Origin of the sequence: Rhodococcus sp. 66b, from assembly GCF_002076325.1 — a bacterium.
Lineage (GTDB): Bacteria > Actinomycetota > Actinomycetes > Mycobacteriales > Mycobacteriaceae > Rhodococcus_F > Rhodococcus_F erythropolis.
This window is the reverse complement of record NZ_MUZB01000003.1, coordinates 441,873-458,809: the sequence shown is the minus strand read 5'-3', so window position 1 is coordinate 458,809 and position 16,937 is coordinate 441,873. Positions and strand designations below refer to the sequence as shown.

Here is a 16,937-nt window from a genome sequence, read left to right as displayed (position 1 = left end):
GGCGACGTTGCACACCACAGAACCGAGGTTTCTCCCATGGACCAATTGCTCAGCGGTATCAAAGTTCTCGACCTCACCCGCGCTCTCGCGGGCCCTCTGTGCACGTCGCTGCTCTCGGACTTCGGCGCCGACGTGGTCAAGGTCGAAACCCGTGGCTCCGGCGACAGTTCGCGTCAGTGGCCGCCGTTCGACGGCGATCGAAGCCTCTACTTCGCTTCCGTGAACCGCGGCAAGAGGTCGATCGCCATCGACATGCGCAGTGACCGCGGGCGGAAACTGCTTCGCAGCCTGGCCCTCGACGCGGATGTGCTGGTCGAGAACTTCCGTCCGGGAGTGCTGGCCGACATGGGGCTCGATCCCGATTCGCTCGAGCAGGAGAATCCGGGTCTCGTCGTGATGAGCATCAGTGGTTTCGGCCCGGTGGGCCCGGACCAGTTCGCGCCCGGACTCGATCAGGTGGCCCAGGGCATGTCCGGGTTGATGTCGGTCACCGGCGCCGGGGAACAGACCCCGATGCGGGTCGGTATCCCCATCATCGACACGGTCTCGGGCATCTACGCGGCGCTGGGTATCACGGCGGCGTTGGCTTCGCGCGGACGCGACGGTCGTGGGCACCGCGTGCAGACCTCGTTGCTGGAATCCGCGATCTCGATCATGACCTTCCAGGCGCAGGACTACCTGAGCACCGGGCGGGTGTCGACGCCGATCGGCAATACGCACCCGACGATCACGCCGTACGGCGCTTTCGACACTGCCGACTTCCCGATCAACATTGCCACCGGCTCGGACAAGCACTGGATCGCGCTGTGCTCGGTTATCGGCGACCCCGATCTCGCCTTCCGTGCCGAATATGCCACGGGTAAAGAACGTTTGGCGCACCGAGACCAACTGACCAAAGAACTCGAGGACCTACTGACCACGAAGGGCGCCGCACAGTGGATCGCCGAGATCCGCGGTGCCGGAATCCCCTGCGGCCCGATTCATTCGATCGATCAGGTGTTCTCCGACCCGCAGGTCGAGGCATTGCAGATGGTCGAGCAGACCCAGAGCGCCGACGGAACATCGATTCCCGTTGTCCGCGGACCGTTCTGGGTGGACGGCAAGACCCTTCCCGTCAGGAATGCGCCACCCATGACTCTCGGCGGTGACGCCGACGGCGTACTCACCGACTTCGGCCTGCGCCCGGAGGAGATCGAGGATCTTCGCGCAAATTCGGTGATCTGACCGCACACTAGTAACAGAGCAGACGCTCTGTTACTGTGCGTTCATGCCTCGGCCACGCGTCCACGATCTCGACACGCTGCTCGACGCTGCCGAAAAACTTGCCGCCACTGCCGGGCCGAGCGCTGTCACGGTCAGGGCGGTCTCCGACGCCACCGGTGTATCCAACGGGGCGATCTATCACGCATTCGGCTCTCGCAGTGGACTGGTCGGTAGCGCGTGGCTGCGTGCCGCGCAACGATTTCTCGCGCTTCAGCAATCGAGAGTGGACGACGCTCTCGCGGACCCCGCGCCGACCTCCGCGGTTTCCGCCGTCGTCGCAGCCGCCGAAGTTCCGGCCGTCTTCGCGCTCGACTACCCACAATCCGCGTTGCTGCTGCTGACGATTCAGCGCGACGAACTGCTCGGCACCGACGTCCCTGCCGACATCGCCGAGAAACTCACACAACTCGACCGGTCTCTGGTCGACTTGTTCATCCGGTTGTCGACCGCGCTCTGGGGCCGCAAGGACGGCCGAGCCGTCGAAGCAATCGAGGCCTGTGTTGTCGGCCTGCCTACCGGACTGCTCATTCATCCCGCCAAACGCGCCGACGGTTGGCGAGTCCCCGACGCCGCAGCACGCGCGCGGTTGGATGCCGCCGTTCGAGCGGTTCTGCATCTCGACCCACCACTGCCCAAGCCCCGCAACAGGAAAGGCCAATCATGACCGCAACTCTGCGCTTCGAAGACAAGATCGCCGTTCTCGATCTCGGTGAGGACGAGAATCGATTCTCGCCGGATTGGCTCGATTCCGTCGACAAGCTACTCGACCAGGCTTTAAGCGAAGGCGCACATGCCCTGGTCACCACGGCGACGGGCAAGTTCTACTCCAACGGACTCGACCTCGACTGGCTGGGCGCGAACGGCGACAAGGCGAAGTGGTATGTGCAGCAAGTCCAGTCGCTGTTCGCCCGGATGCTGACGTTCCCCATGCCCACCGTCGCGGCGATCAACGGCCACGCCTTCGGAGCGGGCGCCATGCTCGGCATCGCGCACGATTACCGCGTCATGCGCGATGATCGCGGCTACTACTGCTTCCCGGAGGTGGACATCAACATCCCCTTCACCGAAGGAATGGCAGCTCTCATCCAGGCCAAGCTCAGCCCGGCGTCGGCAATCGTCGCCATGACCACGGGGCGGCGATACGGCGGAAGTGACGCATTCGCAGCCGGTTTGGTGGACTTCACCGCATCCGTCGATGCTTTGACCGCGAAGGCCATCGAAATGGTTGCGCCGATCGGCCCGAAGAATGCGGGCACACTTGGGGCAATCAAATCGACGATGTTCGCTTCAGTGGTCACCGCTCTGAACACCGACGGCTAAGAGCGCTGGACTGCGTTCTCGCAGAGCCGCTTCCAGATCATCGGCAACACTTTCGGGATCGCGGCCTTCTGTGCTCAGAACCACGTCGACCCCACTGAGCGTCGGCATCGAACCGGCCAGCAGTTGTGACGCTTCCACCAGATCGTCCAGCCCGGCCCAGCCGGCCGGTTCACGTTCGACGATTCTGGCGAGCAACGTATCCGGATCGGCCTCGAGGCGCGCCAGCAGGTACCCCTCGGCGCCGGTCGCGGCCAGCAAGGCATGCCCGTAGTCGTCGTCTTCGACGGTCGCCGTGAGGAACAGGAGTTCGTACCCCGCTTCCCGGTACGACGCGCACAACATCCCGACGTGTGCGATTGCCCGCTCGGTTCCCAGCGGCGGGTAGCACCGCTCGAGTTCGTCCACCTCGATCATCGCGTTGCTCACCCCGGCCTCGCCGAGTCGATCGTGAAGCGCGGTCAGCACGGAACTCTTCCCCGCGCCCGGCGGGCCTGTCAGCAGTAGTACGAACACGTCCTCCACTATTCCAGAGCCTTGTGCAGGCGCGGGGCGGCGAGAAGGCTGGAGAAGACAGATTGACGTGCACAACAGCCCTGATCGGAGCACAGCGATGACCACCACGATCACCGAAATCGCGCCGGACATCTACCGACTGTCGACCTTCGTGGACGAAGCGAACCTCACGATGAACCAGTTTCTCGTCGACGGCGAGGAACCCTTGCTCTTCCACACCGGGCAGCGAGCGTTGTTCACCTCAGCTTCCGACGCACTCTCCACGCTGATCGACATCGATCGTCTGAAATGGATCACGTTCGGTCACGTCGAGGCCGACGAGTGCGGGTCCATGAACTCCTGGCTTGCGGCGGCCCCCGAAGCACAAGTGGCGCACGGCGCGATGGGGTGCTTCGTTCAGGTCAACGATCTGGCCGATCGGGCGCCACTTCCCTTGCAGGACGGCGACGTCCTCGAAACCGGCAGGCGCCGCGTTCGGCACATCGACACCCCGCACGTCCCGCACGGTTGGGACGCGGGCCTGATGTTCGAGGAGACGACGTCCACGCTGTTCTGCGGAGACCTCTTCACAGCGTTCGGGCACCACCCCGCGACTACCGAGCACGAAATCGTCGGTCCCGCTTTGGAAGCCGAGGACTTGGGCCACGCCACCTGCCTCACCCCGGATCTCGAACCCACGATCCGCGCCCTGGCCGACCTCGAGCCGCGGATTCTGGCTACCATGCATGCACCGACGTACTACGGCGACTGCGTCACCACGCTTCACGACCTAGCCGACTCGTACGCAACACGTTTCGCAGCCGAAACCGAAAGATGGAAGTCAGACTAGAGCTTGCGCATTCGACATGATTCGCGCCGCCACGGACAGCGCAACGTGCTCGTGGAACGGCCGCGCCACCACTTGCACTCCGACCGGTAAACCGTTGCGGGAGAGTCCTACCGGAAGCACGACCGACGGAAGGCCGAGCACACTGATCGCCCGGCAACTCGCGAGCGCGTCCATCCACGTGAGTTCGCGACCGCCCACCTCGAAGCTCTCCACACCGAGCGGCGGAGCGAGCACCGACGCAACCGGCAGAATCAGGACGTCGCCCACCTCGCCGAGGAAGTCGGTGATCAACACCGCGCGATCCGCCCACAGCGCTTCCACCTCGGCGGAACTCCGATCATGGCCTGCCGCAAGCATGGCGGTGATGTCCGCGTCGAAAGAGTGCACTGAACCTGCTGCGAGAGAGTGGATGTCCGCGTGAGTCTCGACCGATCGCAACGCGCCGAACAGTACGTTAGCCCGCGGCAGAGCCAGACCGTCGTACTCGCTCGCATCCAGACTGTTCGCCGCCGAGCGAACCGCCGCCAGGATTTCTTCGTCGACAGGCATGGTCCCTTCGCCGGGTGCCCAGCGGATGTCGAGGTGTTCGACGTCGACCGACTCCGGCTCGGTCCACGAGAAATGCGGCTTCGACAGGACGCGCAGCGCAAGCGTCGCATCACCGAGGTTGCGGGCCAGTGGGCCGATGGTCTGGATCGTGCCGTGCATCGTCGCCGGATTGGCGAGTACCCGTCCATCCGAAAGCACGCCGGGGTATTGCCCTTCCGGGTCGATACGGCCGAGCGTCGGGCGAACCGAAGTGAGGCCGGTGCAGTGGGCGGGCCAACGCACCGAGCCACCAAAATCCGTACCGAGTCCGAGCACGCTCATTCCGGCAGCAACCGACGCGGACTCACCGCCACTCGATCCGCCGGGGGACCGGACGACGCCGTCCGGTCGCACCGGGCTGGCCGTGGTTCCGAACAGTTCGTTGCGCGTCAGGCCGCACGCGCCGAATTCCGGCGTGTTGGTCTTGCCGATCAGGATTGCGCCGGCAGCCTTGAACGCTGCAACGGCCGGGGCGTCGACGGCCGGTATGTTGTCCGCCAGAGTGCGAGAACCGGCGGTGGTACGCACGCCGGCAGTAGCGATCAAGTCCTTGACCGTGAACGGAACCCCGGCAAGGGGACCGAGTGTCTCGCCGAGAAGGCGACGTTCGTCCAGGCTGTCTGCGGCCGCACGCGCGTCCTCGGCGCACACGGCGACCAGTGCGTTGAGCTCGCCGTTGCATTCGTCGACCCGTGCGAGATGATCTTCGACGACGGTCCGCGCCGACGCCTGACCCGATCGCACGGCTTCGGCGATGGATCGGGCATGACGGCCCACCCAGCTCTCACGACTCATCGCATGCCTCTCCTCGCCGGACTCCTCTGCCGAGCGTAAGGACCGCGAGCAACCCGAGAAACGACCACAATGCACATACCGACAGCTCCGGCGATGTGAGGTTTTGCCACAACGTCCGCGGTTCCGGAGGGATCGGTCAGGTGCTGGTACCTACAAGCCCTGCCTGATGAATGCAGCAAGCTTCTCGATCTGTTGCTCGTTTCGTTTGTAATGCCTCCACTGGCCGATTCGTGTGGTGGTGACCAGATCCGCAGCCTGGAGTGCGGCCATGTACTGAGACGCAGTCGATTGCGACACCTTCGCCCTCGCTTGTATGTGCTTGAGGCACACTCCGACCTCCTCGGCAGGCTCGAGCTGAGGGGGAAAGCTCCCGGGGTCTTTCAACCACTGCAGGATTTGTACACGCATCGGGTTGGCCAGCGCCTTGAACGCCGTTTCCCACTCGGTTGTTGCGTCTTCCATGCTCGAGATCATACCGCTAGATCGCGAAATGCCGATATATATGGTTCACTCCCTATATCGCAACATCGCGATATTCCAATGGGAGGCTGAAATGGTGCATCACAATAAAGTCGCACTCGTGGTCGGAGCCCGAGGTGTGATCGGTGGGAACTTGATCGATCACCTCGAATCAACCGGCGAATGGAAGATCATCGGACTCTCGCGCCGAGGCGGCACGAACACCGACCGGGTCGAACACATCGCAGTCGACCTGCTCGATCCTTCCCGGACTGCAGCGGCACTGAGCGGACTGGACGACGTCACCCACGTCTTCTACGCCGCCTATCAAGACCGCCCGACATGGGCCGAGCTGGTTCCGCCCAACTTGGCGATGCTGGTCAACACTCTCGACGCCATCGAACCCGTTGCCGGCGGACTCGAGCACGTCAGCCTGATGCAGGGCTACAAGGTTTACGGGGCACATCTCGGACCGTTCAAAACTCCGGCCCGCGAGAGCGATCCACCGCACATGCCACCCGAGTTCAACGTCGACCAACAGCAGTTCCTCGAACGCAGGCAGCTCGGCAAGTCGTGGACGTGGTCGGCGATCAGACCCTCGGTCGTCTCCGGATTCGGATTGGGCAACCCGATGAACCTCGCGATGGTCATCGCCGTCTACGCGACCATCTCGAAGAAACTGGGTGTCCCACTCCGATTCCCCGGCAAGCCCGGCGCGTACACCAGCTTGATCGAGATGACCGACGCCGGACTCCTGGCCGAAGCAACGGTCTGGGCCGCGACCAATCCCGAGTGCGCAAATCAGGCGTTCAACATCAACAACGGCGACCTGTTTCGCTGGCAGGAAATGTGGCCGAAGATCGCAGCCTTCTTCGACATGGACGTCGCACCTCCGCTCCCGATGTCCCTCGATGTCGCAATGGCGGACAAGGAGTCGGTGTGGGATGAACTCGTCGAGGAACACCAACTTGCTCGGACCCCGTATTCCGATGTCTCGTCCTGGGGGTTCGGTGACTTCGTATTCGGATGGGACTACGACTTTTTCGCTGACGGATCGAAAGCTCGGCGGTTCGGATTTCACCGCCACGTCGACACCGAAGCGATGTTCCTCGACATCTTCGCCAATCTGCAGGCTCGGAAGATAATCCCCTGACTACGAACATCGTCACTTCGGATCCTACGAACGCTGTCACTGTCGGACCCCGGGACTACCGTCGTAGGCGGGGTTTGAAAAGCAGGGGTTTCGGCGAGTCGTCGGTAGGGCCCCATGCGCCCCCCGGACCAGAGGAGCGACGATGTCGGACAATACTTTCGATCTGGAAATCCTGAGTGCCTGGACTACTTTCGAGACTCATCTCGCTCGCTACATCTCCGTGATGGAGGACGACGACACTCTCGTGGTGGAGTCGCATTACGACAGCATGGACGAACTGGCCGACGCACCCGCGTGCATCCAGTTCTTCGCGTGGAATCAGACCTCCGTGCGCTGTGAAGTCCCTTCCAACAGGTTTCTGCATCCACTGCGGATGCTCGAACCGGCAGATCACTCCGCACTGCTCGACATGGGGTTCAGCGCTCCCGATCTGTGCGAGCACGAGCCCGAGGGCAACGGGTCCATGTCCTTCTACATCGACGTCGACCGCGCTCGTCCCGAGGAACTGGTGACAAAGGTGCTCCGCGTCTTCCGCGAGATGTGGAGCATTGCGCACCCGTCGTTCCTGCGTGCCAGCACCAGTGGACGCGAGTCGACGCCGGCGTTCGCCACGACGCCGTCGCACGCTCCCTCGGGTTCGGGTGACATGCTGCGGATCCTGGTCGACGGAGCCGTCGAACGCCTTCTCGGTCATCCGCCCAAACGTGACGACGACGGCGACATCCCGCTGGTCCGCGGTGAGCAGGTCACCTATGTTCGTGTCCTCGAGGACGACGAGTACGTGGAGGTGTTCTCGCGGGTCGTGCATTCGGTGGAGAACCTCGATAACGCTGCTGTTGTTCTCGCCCAGCTCAATCGGCAGTGGCCGACCATCAAACTCATTCTCGTCGAGCAGAGTGTGCTGGGCGTTGTGCGGGTGGACGGCGCACCCTTCGTCGCCGAGCACCTCCTCCGGGCTCTGCGCTCGTTCGCCGAATTGGCCGAAGCATCGGAAGAACTCGCCGAAGAACTGGGCGGGCAACCCATTCGCGCTACCGGAGACACCGCCTTCAACGACGGGATGGCCTCCGAGCACGAAGATCCCGGTGCCGAATATGAGTCACACGAGTGCCACGAATTTCCTCCGGCACTCATGGCGCTCCTCGAACTCGACGCCGACGGAACGGGCGAGCTCAGCGCCGAAGAGGTTGCCGTGATCTGTGAGCACGACCGCGACACCATTCTCGACTACCTGAGGATCAGCCAGGAGCAGGAGACGGCGTGGCACGAGGCGTTGACCGAGTCCATCCGGCGCAAGGACGACGACACCGACCTGTGTGCGGGCGAAAAGCGCGCGTGGACGCACGCGATCCGCAACCTCAGGCGCGGACTGCGCGTCGTCGTACTTCCCGCCAAGGATGCAGCGCCGACCCAGCTCGGCCTCTTCGACGATCAGGCCTGAGAGCCGGAAATCGAGCGCTACTTGTCAGCCCGGTAGCGGGATGACGATGCCAGGCAAGATCTCGATCTGACGCGGCAACTGGGGAAGCTGCGGCACTTCGATCGGCGGCAGGCCGGGCACCTCGATGGGCGCTGGGGGAGCGGCCGCGCCCGTCGTGGGCGTGCCCGTCCCGTCACCCGAGGTCACACCGGAGTTGGCGGGAACGCCGGCCTGCCCGCCGATGGGATCGGGCCACGGGAAGCTCTCCCAGTCGGAGCCCTTCAACGCGCCGTCCATCGTGCTCTTCCAAATGTCCGCAGGCACTCCGGAGCCGTAGATCAAACCACCGTAGGAGTTGGTGATGGCCTGCGCGTCGGAAGTCCCGATCCACACCGCGGTGGACAGCGACGGCGTGTAACCGACCATCCACGCATCCTTGTTCTGCCCCGTGTCACCCAACTGCGCGGTGCCGGTCTTGGCAGCAGACGGGCGTCCACCGGCGAGCGCGTGACCGTTCGAGTACGACGCGATCGGCAGCATTGCCTGCGTGATGTTGTCGGCAACGGCAGCATCGAGACGACGCTCACCGGGAGAGACCGGGCGATCGAGCAGGACTTCACCTTCGGCCGTCACGACCTTCTGGATGAAGTGGGGCTGCTGGTACACACCGGAGTTGGCGAGCGTCGCGTAAGCGGACGCCATGTCGATAACACGAGACTGATACTGGCCGAGCACGATTCCGTTCTCCGGTGGGCCACCCTCCTGTGTGAGCGTCGGGTAGTCGAGTCCGGGAATCTGTTCGGGGATGCCGGCCAGATGGGCGGCGTCGGCGATCTTCTGGGCACCGTTCTCCATCGAGAGCATCAACCGGTAGAAGCTGGTGTTCAGCGAACGCTTGAGTGCCTCGGCGATGGTGCATCGACCACAGGATTCGCCGCCGACGTTCCCGATGGTCACACCGTTGATCGTGAGCGGTGAACTGTCGAACCGTGCGGACAGCGGAATGTCTTCCATCAATGCTGCGACCAGGCCGAAGACCTTGAACGCTGAACCGGTCTGCAGCGGCGCCTGGGCGTAGTCGAATCCCGCTCCGTCGTCACCGCCGTAATAGGCGTCGACGCCACCGGTCTTGGGGTCGATGGACACTACTGCGGTCCGCAGGTCTTCCGGTTCACCGTCGAGATTCCGCTTGACGGCGCCCAGCGCAGCTTCCTGCGCAACCGGGTCGATGGTTGTCGTGATTTGCAGACCAGCGGTGTTCAGCGTCTGGTCGCTGATACCGGCCTCGGCCAGTTCCTTGAGTACCTGAGTCTTGATGTGGCCTTCGGGTCCGGGCGCCTGGTTCAGATCGGTCGGCCGATTGGCGGGGGCGACAGCCGGGAACTGCATCGCGTCGCGATCCGTCTTGGTCAGGCTGCCCAGTTCCACCATGCCGTTGAGAACGTAGTCCCAGCGCGCTTGCAGCGCGGACAGATTGGTCTCGGGGTCCAGGAACGACGGGCTCTGGATGACGGAAGCGAGAACTGCGCCTTCCTCGACGCTCAGCTCACTGACCGGCTTGTCGAAGTACGCGTTCGACGCGGCGGCGATGCCGTAGGCACCGCGACCGAAGTAGATGGTGTTGAGATACGCGGCAAGAATGTCGTCCTTGGACCATTCGCGCGCCATCTTGGCGGAGATGACAAGCTCACGCAGCTTCCTGTCGATACTGCGCTTGTCACCGACCAAGACGTTCTTCACGTATTGCTGAGTGATCGTCGAGCCACCGCCGGCGCTTTCCTTGCCCATCACGTTGTCTCGGGCAGCGCGAGCAAATCCGGAGATCGAGAAGCCGGGGTTGGTGTAGAAGTTGCGATCCTCCGCCGAGAGCACCGAATCGCGGACGTGAATCGGGATGGCCGACAACGCGACCTCGGTGCGGTTTCCCTCCGCCGGCACTACCTTGCCGAGCACGGTCGTGCCGTCGGCCATGTAGATGGTGGACACCTGATTGGTCTGCATGTCCGAGGGGCGCGGGACGTCGGTCCGGCTGTACGCGACAGCAAATACCGACGCAGGCACGATGATCATCAGGAGCACGAGAACGTAGATGGTCCGCCGGACGTACCGCCACTTGGAGCGCTGCTTCTTCTCCGGCTTGGCCGACTTGCTCGACCGTGGGGAATTAGCCGACTTGCCCGATCGAGCCGACGACTGATCGCCACCCGTCGCACTCGATCTGTTCGATGGACTCACTCAACACTCCCGGTCGTGGATCCGGACTTACCGGCACCATTCCACCAGGGTGATATCTCGATCAGATAACTCCCGGCAACTGCGATACCGAAATGTCACCCTACCGGGCTGGCTACTCGCGACGTTCTGCTCGGACCGCGTTCCGATATCCGCGGAACGCCAGCCCGAGAGCGACGACGCAACCGAGCAGCACCAAAGACGGCATCACGCCGGGGTCACCCTTGACGATCGCGACCACAGCGCCGATCAACGCCATGAGGGCGAAGACCGAGATGAAGCCGGCGATCAGCTCCATGCGCTGGGCGCGCGAAGCCCGCCTCATCGAAACCGCGCGCAGGCGCGCATCACGACTTGACGCCGCCTGCGGTCAGACCGGCGATGATGCGTCGCTGGAAGATGAGAACCATGATGACCAGCGGGATCATCACAAGGGTTCCGCCGGCCATGATCGAAGTGTACGGCGTGACGAATGGGTCGGTTCCGGAGAATTTGGCCATCGCCACCGTGACGGGCGCGGTTTTGTCACTCGAGAGTTGCAGCGAGAGCAGGTACTCGTTGACCGTTGCGATGAAAGCCAAAATCGCGGTGGTGAACAGTGCCGGCGCGGCGAGCGGCAGCATGATCAGACGGAACGCCTGGCCACGGGTGGCGCCGTCGATACGCGCCGCTTCTTCGAGCTCCCACGGAAGTTCGGAGAAGAACGACGTCAGCGTGTAGACCGTCAGCGGCAGCACGAACGAGATGTTCGGGATGATCAGCGCTTTGTAGCTGCCGATCCAGCCGATGTCGGTGAACAACTGGAACAGCGGGGTCACGAGGGCGACGACCGGAAACATGGACGCGCCGAGGATGATTCCGGTGACGAAGTATTTGCCACGGAAATCGAAACGCGAGAGCGCGTACGCCGTGAACACGCCGATGACCAAGGCGATCAGCGTGGTCGCACCCGCGATGATGAGGCTGTTCATCAGTGCCCGGGTGAAGTTCACCTTCGCGTCGGGATCGAGCGCCGCGGTGAAGTTGGACAGCGTGAGATTGGTGGGCCACAGCGACGTCGAGAACGTGTCAGCCGGGTCGCGCAACGCCGTCACGATCATCCAGTAGCAGGGAGCGAGTCCCCACACGATGATCAGTACGACGCCGATGTAGGTGCCGATCTTGCCGCGTAGTGCCTTGTTCATACCGGCTCCCCCTTCCGCTGCTTTTCCTGCGTGCTGACCGCATTGGCTCCGAGGAATCGGACCAGGATGAAGGCCACAGCGAAGATGATGAGGAACGTGATGGTGGACAGGGCCGAAGCCGAATTAGCGCCGACGCGCATCTGATCGACCACCAGAACCGAGATGGTGGAGGTGGCGGGATTGGATCCCATCATGATCGCGGGCAGGTCGTACATGCGCAGCGCGTCCATCGTGCGGAAGAGCACGGCCACCATGAGTGCGGGCTTGACCAGCGGAAGCGTGATCATGCGGAATCGCTGCCAGGCCGTCGCGCCGTCGACCTTGGCGGCCTCGTAGACGTCGGCGGGAATCATCTGCAGACCCGCGAGAATCAGCAACGCCATGAACGGCGCGGTCTTCCAGACGTCGGCGACGACGATCGCGAATCGTGCCGGCCAGGGATCCGCCGTCCACAGGATGTTGGTGCCGAGGATCTTGTTGGCAATGCCGTCGTTCGCGAAGATGAAGAACCACAGCTTCGCGGTGACGGCGGTGGGGATGGCCCAGGGAATCAGCACGGAGGCGCGGAGCAAACCGCGGCCGCGGAACGTCTTGGCCATGATCAGCGCCATCGACAGACCGATCACCGTCTCGAGCAGAACGGTGACGACGGTGAAGCCGAACGTATTTCCGATCGACTGCCAGAACTGCGATCCGAGCGTGCCGGGCGGGCAGGGAATCGAGCCGTTGGCGGTGTTGCAGGACTGGGTGATCCAGTTCTTGTAGTTCTCGAACCACGTGAACTGACCGGTGACGAACATGCCGGTCTCGGGGTCGAGCTTCTTGCCGTCGCTGTGCATCGACATCCAGATCGCTCGTCCGAGCGGATACAGAATGATGACGGCGAGAACGATCAGCGACGGTGCGACGAACGCCCACACCGGAACTCGTCGACGCTTCTTCGGCTTGTCGGCCGACGCAGGCGGGGGCGAGGTCGGTGGGGGTGGAGTAGCTGCAAGGTCAGGCAGAACCTTGGTCAGGGATGTCCCTGCTGCCTCGGATGCCGACGGCTCTTCTAGCGGTTCCGGTGCACGGTGTCTCCCACCAACGCCCGAACGGTCGGGACCGGTTGAACCGGCCCCGACCGTGGGGTTGGTAGGCACAGCCGCGGAAGGATCCTGCGGTTCTGCCATTGCTTATTGCTCCTGGTAGATCAGTTACCGGCGGTTTCGATGCCGGCCTTGGTGTCCGCCAAAGCCTGCTCGACGGTCTTCTCGCCGCGAATAGCAGCGTAGGTGTTGTCGGAGATCGACTTCGACACCTGCGTGTAGTACGGCGTGACGGGGCGCGGCTGAGCGGTAGCGAGTGCTTCCTTCAGGGTCGCGAAGTACGGGAACTGAGCGAGCACTGCCGGGTCGTCGTAGACAGCCGAGAGGACGGGTGCGCCGCCGACCTCGGTGAAGTACGTCTGCGACTTCTTGGTCTGCATGAACTCGAGGAAGTCACGAGCCGTTGCCGGCGCGTCGGAGTACGCGCTGATGCCGACGTTGTAACCGCCGACGGTCGAAGCGCCCGGTCCGTCGACACCCGGAAGAACGGTGTAGCCGTACTTGCCGGCAACCGAGGTCTTCTCACCGTCGACCGAGAAGCCGGACCACGTGCGCATGAAGAGTGCCTTGCCGTCACCGAACGCGGTCTGCGACTCGCCCTCGGAGTAGGTCAGTGCTTCCTGCGGGATGGTGTTGTCGGCGAAGTTGTCGACGATCGACTGAACGCCTGCCTTCGTCTTGTCGTCGATGGCCGGGGTGAGTCCGTCCGGGCCGACCCACGGGCCGTCGAAAGCGTTGGTGATCTCGGTGGTGTTGACCGTCAGGCCCTCGTAGTTCTTGAACTGACCGATGTAGCAGGAGATGCCGGCTTCGACAGCCTTCGGGCAGTTTTCCTTGAGCTCGGCCCACGTGGTGGGAGCCTTCTCGACGAGGTCCTTGCGGTAGTACAGGAACGCGGCGTTGGTGTTCTTCGGCGCTGCGTAGAGCTTGCCGTTGTAGGTGCCCGAAGCGACGGTCGACGGCAGGAGGCCGGACTCGTCGATCGCGAGGTCACCCTCGAGCGGCAGCAGCCAGCCGTTTGCGGCGAACTGAGCGGTGTTGACGACGTCGACGCCGATGAGGTCGTACTCGTCGCTCTTGGCCTGCATGCGCTGGGTGATGTCGTCGACCTGCGCGTTGGCTTCCTTGGCCAGCGGCTTGAGCGTGACCTTCTCGTCCGGATGCTCCGCATTCCAGTCGGTGATGATGTTTTCGAGCGCCTCGTTCAGGGCATCCTGCCCCTCGACGATCGTGATGGGTCCGCGGCCTTCGCTCGAGGACGATCCCCCGGATGCGGCCGTGGTGCTGGTTCCGCTGTCCTTGTCCGAATCGGACGAGCAGCCTGCCAGTACCAGCATGGACGCTGCCGTGGCTGCAATTGCAGCGCGGCGCATCGCCTTCGAGTTCAGAACCATGGATTCGCTCCCCGTATGTGTATGACAAATAGACGGTCACCGAGAGCCGGCTCACGGCATGCGCCATGGGTGCCGGCTCCCGGCATCGGCCCCTACTGTGGCACGAGACACCCCTACTTGTGGGTATTACGCCGAACCTGAATCGGTCATGTGTCGTTTGACAGGTCCGCCTAACCCAGGCGACGCCCGTCGGTGGTGGCAAAAATGTGCACCTTCTCAGGGTCGACGCGCAGGTTGACTCGCTCGCCCTTCTGCGGCGGGTTGCGCCAGTCACCACGCGAAACGATCTGCTGCAACCGTCCGCCGATCGTGGTGCGTCCGTAGACGTAGGCGTCGGAACCGAGTTCCTCGACGACGTCGACCTCCATCGGCAGGCCTTCGGCGGCGATCTCGAGGTGCTCGGGGCGAATACCCAGAACAACCTCGGTTTCGACGACACCGTTCATCGTCTCGCGCGGAACCGGAACGATCCCGTCACCGAATGCGACGCCGCCGTCGACGACGGGGAGGGTGAAGAGGTTCATCGCGGGTGAACCCATGAAGCCGGCAACGAAGACGTTCTTCGGCTTGTTGTAGAGCTCGCGCGGCGAGGCGCACTGCTGCAGGATTCCCTTTTCGAGGACTGCGACGCGGTCACCCATCGTCATGGCCTCGACCTGGTCGTGGGTCACGTAGACCATCGTCGTCGCGAGGCGTCGTTGCAGCTGAGCGATCTGCGTGCGTGTCTGAACACGGAGTTTCGCGTCGAGGTTCGAGAGGGGCTCGTCCATGAGGAAGACCTGCGGCTGGCGGACGATGGCGCGGCCCATCGCCACTCGCTGACGCTGACCACCGGACAGCGCCTTGGGCTTGCGGTCGAGGTACGGCTCGAGATCGAGCATCTTCGCGACCTCTTCGACGCGGGCGCGGATCTCCGTCTTGTTGGTTCCGGCGAGCTTGAGCGCAAAACCCATGTTCTCGGCCACCGACATGTGCGGGTACAGCGCGTAGTTCTGGAAGACCATCGCGATGTCGCGCTCTTTCGGTTCCTGACCGGTGACGTCGCGGTCGCCGATGAGGATGCGCCCGCTGTGGACGTCTTCGAGCCCGGCGAGCATGCGCAGGGTGGTCGACTTTCCGCAGCCGGATGGTCCGACGAGGACGAGGAACTCGCCGTCCTCGATCTCGAGGTCGAGCTTGTCCACTGCCGGGGTGTTCGATCCGGGGAACAGGCAGGTGGTGCTCTCGAAAGTCACTGAAGCCATGACGGGGTTGATCCCTTCTACCGGCAGGAACGTGCCGGACGATCCAAGTTGAGGGTGAGCGTGTGCGCTAGCAGCATAAACGTCCGTGTCGGCGCGCGAGCGTAGTCTTTCACGGTGAGTTCGGAGAAGATGCTGACCCGCATCGGTGCGCTGCTTCGCCAAGCGGAGTCCACCGACAATCCACACGAAGGTGAAGCCTTCATGGCCGCCGCGCAGCGGTTGGCCACCGGTTCCGCGATCGACCTGGCGGTCGCGCGGGCGCACACCGCGTCCTCGGAAAAACGTGCGACACCCACTCAGCGGCTCATCACCATCGGCGAACCGGGCAAGCGTGGGCTGCGAACGTACGCCCAGTTGTTCATCGCGATCGCCGCTGCCAACGACGTACAGTGCGACATCGCGCAGACGTCGGCCGTCATCTACGCCTACGGCTTCGCCGGTGACATCGACGTGTGCGAAGCGCTGTACTCGAGCCTGCTCTTCCAGATGGTCCGTGACTCCGACGCGTACGTGCGCTCCGGGGCGTACCGCGGCGAAACGTCCGTGCGGACCGTCGTCGAAACTCGTGGACGACGACGCGTCAACACGCAGGTCCGCAAGCCGGTGGCCGGAGTGACGGCGCGCCTGAACTTCCAGATGGCGTACGCGTCCCGCATCGGCGCTCGGTTGGCCGAGACGAAGCAGGAGACGGAGAAGGCAGCGATCGCAGAATCTGCCACGTCGTCTTCGGAAACCGCACTCGTGCTGCGCAACAAGGAAATCGAGCTCAAGGACTACTACTCATCCAACTCCAAAGCGCGCGGGACGTGGCGGGGTGGTGGCCGCGCGAGTGCCGGGCATTCCTCGCATGCTCGACGAGCGGGTGATCGGGCGGCGCGCTCCGCACGTCTGGGAAACCTTCCGGAGATCGGCGGGGTGCGCGGGCAGCTCGACTCGTGAGGGATACGCAGCGGAGCGCCGTTTACGAGGCAGAGACGTTGGTACGCACCATGTTCGATCGCGCCGACGAGCGCGGACTTCGGAGCGTCGAGGTCATGGGTTCCACCATCACGTTGCCGGTCGAGCGCAAATTCGGTTCCGTGGAGTCGGTCCAGGCGTACTGCGATCAGCTACTCGGGCTGAACTGGGTACTCGCGACCTGGCCTCGCGCAACCGTTCCGGTGTCCGTACGCTCCCGCGCCGGCAATGCCGCCGCTCACTACTCGAACGACGTCATCGCCGTCCCGGACGACCGTGACGGCCGGTGGGCGCTACGCGAATTCGTTGTCTTGCACGAACTTGCGCACCACCTCGGCGACCCCACTTCCGACGAGGCCTCCCACGGGCCCGAGTTCGTCGACCGCTATACGAGCCTGGTCGGTGAGATCATCGGACCCGAGGCGACCTTCGTTCTTCGAGCGATGTTTCTTGCTGGTGGTGTTCGAACGGACTAGATGTCAGCCCTCGGTGAACCGG

General features: G+C 63.5%; 17 protein-coding genes. 8 read left to right on the top strand and 9 right to left on the bottom strand.

Annotated elements, in window-relative coordinates:
• Positions 1 to 36: 36 nt before the first annotated feature.
• From B0E55_RS07840 to B0E55_RS07830, 3 genes are read left to right on the top strand one after another with little or no spacing between them, the layout of a single operon-like run.
• Complete coding sequence (locus B0E55_RS07840) at positions 37 to 1,224, top strand: CaiB/BaiF CoA transferase family protein (RefSeq protein WP_080909444.1); 1,188 nt, start codon at positions 37 to 39, stop codon at positions 1,222 to 1,224.
• A 43-nt stretch (positions 1,225 to 1,267) separates the two neighbouring features.
• Complete coding sequence (locus tag B0E55_RS07835) at positions 1,268 to 1,927, top strand: TetR/AcrR family transcriptional regulator (protein WP_021346115.1); 660 nt, start codon at positions 1,268 to 1,270, stop codon at positions 1,925 to 1,927.
• Positions 1,924 to 2,583, top strand: coding sequence for an enoyl-CoA hydratase-related protein (locus tag B0E55_RS07830; RefSeq protein ID WP_020971410.1), 660 nt, complete (start codon positions 1,924 to 1,926; stop codon positions 2,581 to 2,583). The genes B0E55_RS07835 and B0E55_RS07830 overlap by 4 nt, the downstream gene beginning before the upstream one ends.
• Here B0E55_RS07830 and B0E55_RS07825 read toward each other — a convergent pair.
• Positions 2,551 to 3,096, bottom strand: a complete 546-nt coding sequence (locus tag B0E55_RS07825; RefSeq protein WP_230091044.1) for a hypothetical protein — start codon at positions 3,094 to 3,096, stop codon at positions 2,551 to 2,553. The genes B0E55_RS07830 and B0E55_RS07825 overlap by 33 nt on opposite strands.
• 97 nt (positions 3,097 to 3,193) lie before the next feature.
• Here B0E55_RS07825 and B0E55_RS07820 point away from each other — a divergent pair, with 97 nt between their 5' ends.
• Positions 3,194 to 3,925 (top strand): hypothetical protein, encoded by a 732-nt coding sequence (locus B0E55_RS07820; protein WP_020909757.1) that lies wholly within the window; start codon positions 3,194 to 3,196, stop codon positions 3,923 to 3,925.
• Here B0E55_RS07820 and B0E55_RS07815 read toward each other — a convergent pair.
• Together B0E55_RS07815 and B0E55_RS07810 are read right to left on the bottom strand one after the other, a co-directional pair.
• Positions 3,917 to 5,308 carry an amidase gene (locus B0E55_RS07815; protein WP_080909415.1) on the bottom strand — a complete coding sequence of 464 codons (1,392 nt, stop codon included), beginning with the start codon at positions 5,306 to 5,308 and terminating at the stop codon, positions 3,917 to 3,919. The genes B0E55_RS07820 and B0E55_RS07815 overlap by 9 nt on opposite strands.
• Before the next feature lie 150 nt (positions 5,309 to 5,458).
• Positions 5,459 to 5,770, bottom strand: coding sequence for an ArsR/SmtB family transcription factor (locus B0E55_RS07810; protein ID WP_007735219.1), 312 nt, complete (start codon positions 5,768 to 5,770; stop codon positions 5,459 to 5,461).
• 91 nt (positions 5,771 to 5,861) lie between these two features.
• Between B0E55_RS07810 and B0E55_RS07805 the strand changes: the two genes are divergently transcribed.
• The gene (locus B0E55_RS07805; protein WP_080909414.1) at positions 5,862 to 6,920 is read left to right on the top strand and encodes an SDR family oxidoreductase; all 1,059 of its coding nucleotides are present in this window, start codon (positions 5,862 to 5,864) and stop codon (positions 6,918 to 6,920) included.
• Positions 6,921 to 7,062: 142 nt separating this feature from the next.
• On the top strand, positions 7,063 to 8,361 hold the full coding sequence (locus B0E55_RS07800) for a T3SS (YopN, CesT) and YbjN peptide-binding chaperone 1 (protein ID WP_080909413.1): 1,299 nt from the start codon (positions 7,063 to 7,065) through the stop codon (positions 8,359 to 8,361).
• Positions 8,362 to 8,385: 24 nt separating this feature from the next.
• Here B0E55_RS07800 and B0E55_RS07795 read toward each other — a convergent pair whose 3' ends face one another.
• The 6 genes from B0E55_RS07795 to B0E55_RS07770 form a co-directional block, all read right to left on the bottom strand.
• Positions 8,386 to 10,575, bottom strand: a complete 2,190-nt coding sequence (locus B0E55_RS07795) for a transglycosylase domain-containing protein (RefSeq protein WP_041815441.1) — start codon at positions 10,573 to 10,575, stop codon at positions 8,386 to 8,388.
• Positions 10,576 to 10,687: 112 nt separating this feature from the next.
• Positions 10,688 to 10,897, bottom strand: a complete 210-nt coding sequence (locus B0E55_RS07790) for a hypothetical protein (protein ID WP_019746112.1) — start codon at positions 10,895 to 10,897, stop codon at positions 10,688 to 10,690.
• 22 nt (positions 10,898 to 10,919) lie between these two features.
• Complete coding sequence (locus B0E55_RS07785; RefSeq protein ID WP_019746113.1) at positions 10,920 to 11,756, bottom strand: carbohydrate ABC transporter permease; 837 nt, start codon at positions 11,754 to 11,756, stop codon at positions 10,920 to 10,922.
• Positions 11,753 to 12,928 (bottom strand): carbohydrate ABC transporter permease, encoded by a 1,176-nt coding sequence (locus B0E55_RS07780; RefSeq protein ID WP_020971415.1) that lies wholly within the window; start codon positions 12,926 to 12,928, stop codon positions 11,753 to 11,755. Before B0E55_RS07780 ends, B0E55_RS07785 begins: the two co-directional genes overlap by 4 nt.
• A gap of 20 nt (positions 12,929 to 12,948) precedes the next feature.
• The gene (locus tag B0E55_RS07775; protein ID WP_003946022.1) at positions 12,949 to 14,238 is read right to left on the bottom strand and encodes an ABC transporter substrate-binding protein; all 1,290 of its coding nucleotides are present in this window, start codon (positions 14,236 to 14,238) and stop codon (positions 12,949 to 12,951) included.
• 170 nt (positions 14,239 to 14,408) lie between these two features.
• Complete coding sequence (locus B0E55_RS07770; protein WP_003946073.1) at positions 14,409 to 15,482, bottom strand: ABC transporter ATP-binding protein; 1,074 nt, start codon at positions 15,480 to 15,482, stop codon at positions 14,409 to 14,411.
• A gap of 114 nt (positions 15,483 to 15,596) precedes the next feature.
• On the opposite strand from B0E55_RS07770, the gene B0E55_RS07765 reads away from it, so the two are divergent.
• Positions 15,597 to 16,421 (top strand): DUF2786 domain-containing protein, encoded by an 825-nt coding sequence (locus tag B0E55_RS07765; protein WP_024487897.1) that lies wholly within the window; start codon positions 15,597 to 15,599, stop codon positions 16,419 to 16,421.
• Positions 16,418 to 16,915 (top strand): TIGR04338 family metallohydrolase, encoded by a 498-nt coding sequence (locus tag B0E55_RS07760; RefSeq protein ID WP_047889992.1) that lies wholly within the window; start codon positions 16,418 to 16,420, stop codon positions 16,913 to 16,915. Before B0E55_RS07765 ends, B0E55_RS07760 begins: the two co-directional genes overlap by 4 nt.
• Positions 16,916 to 16,937: the final 22 nt, after the last annotated feature.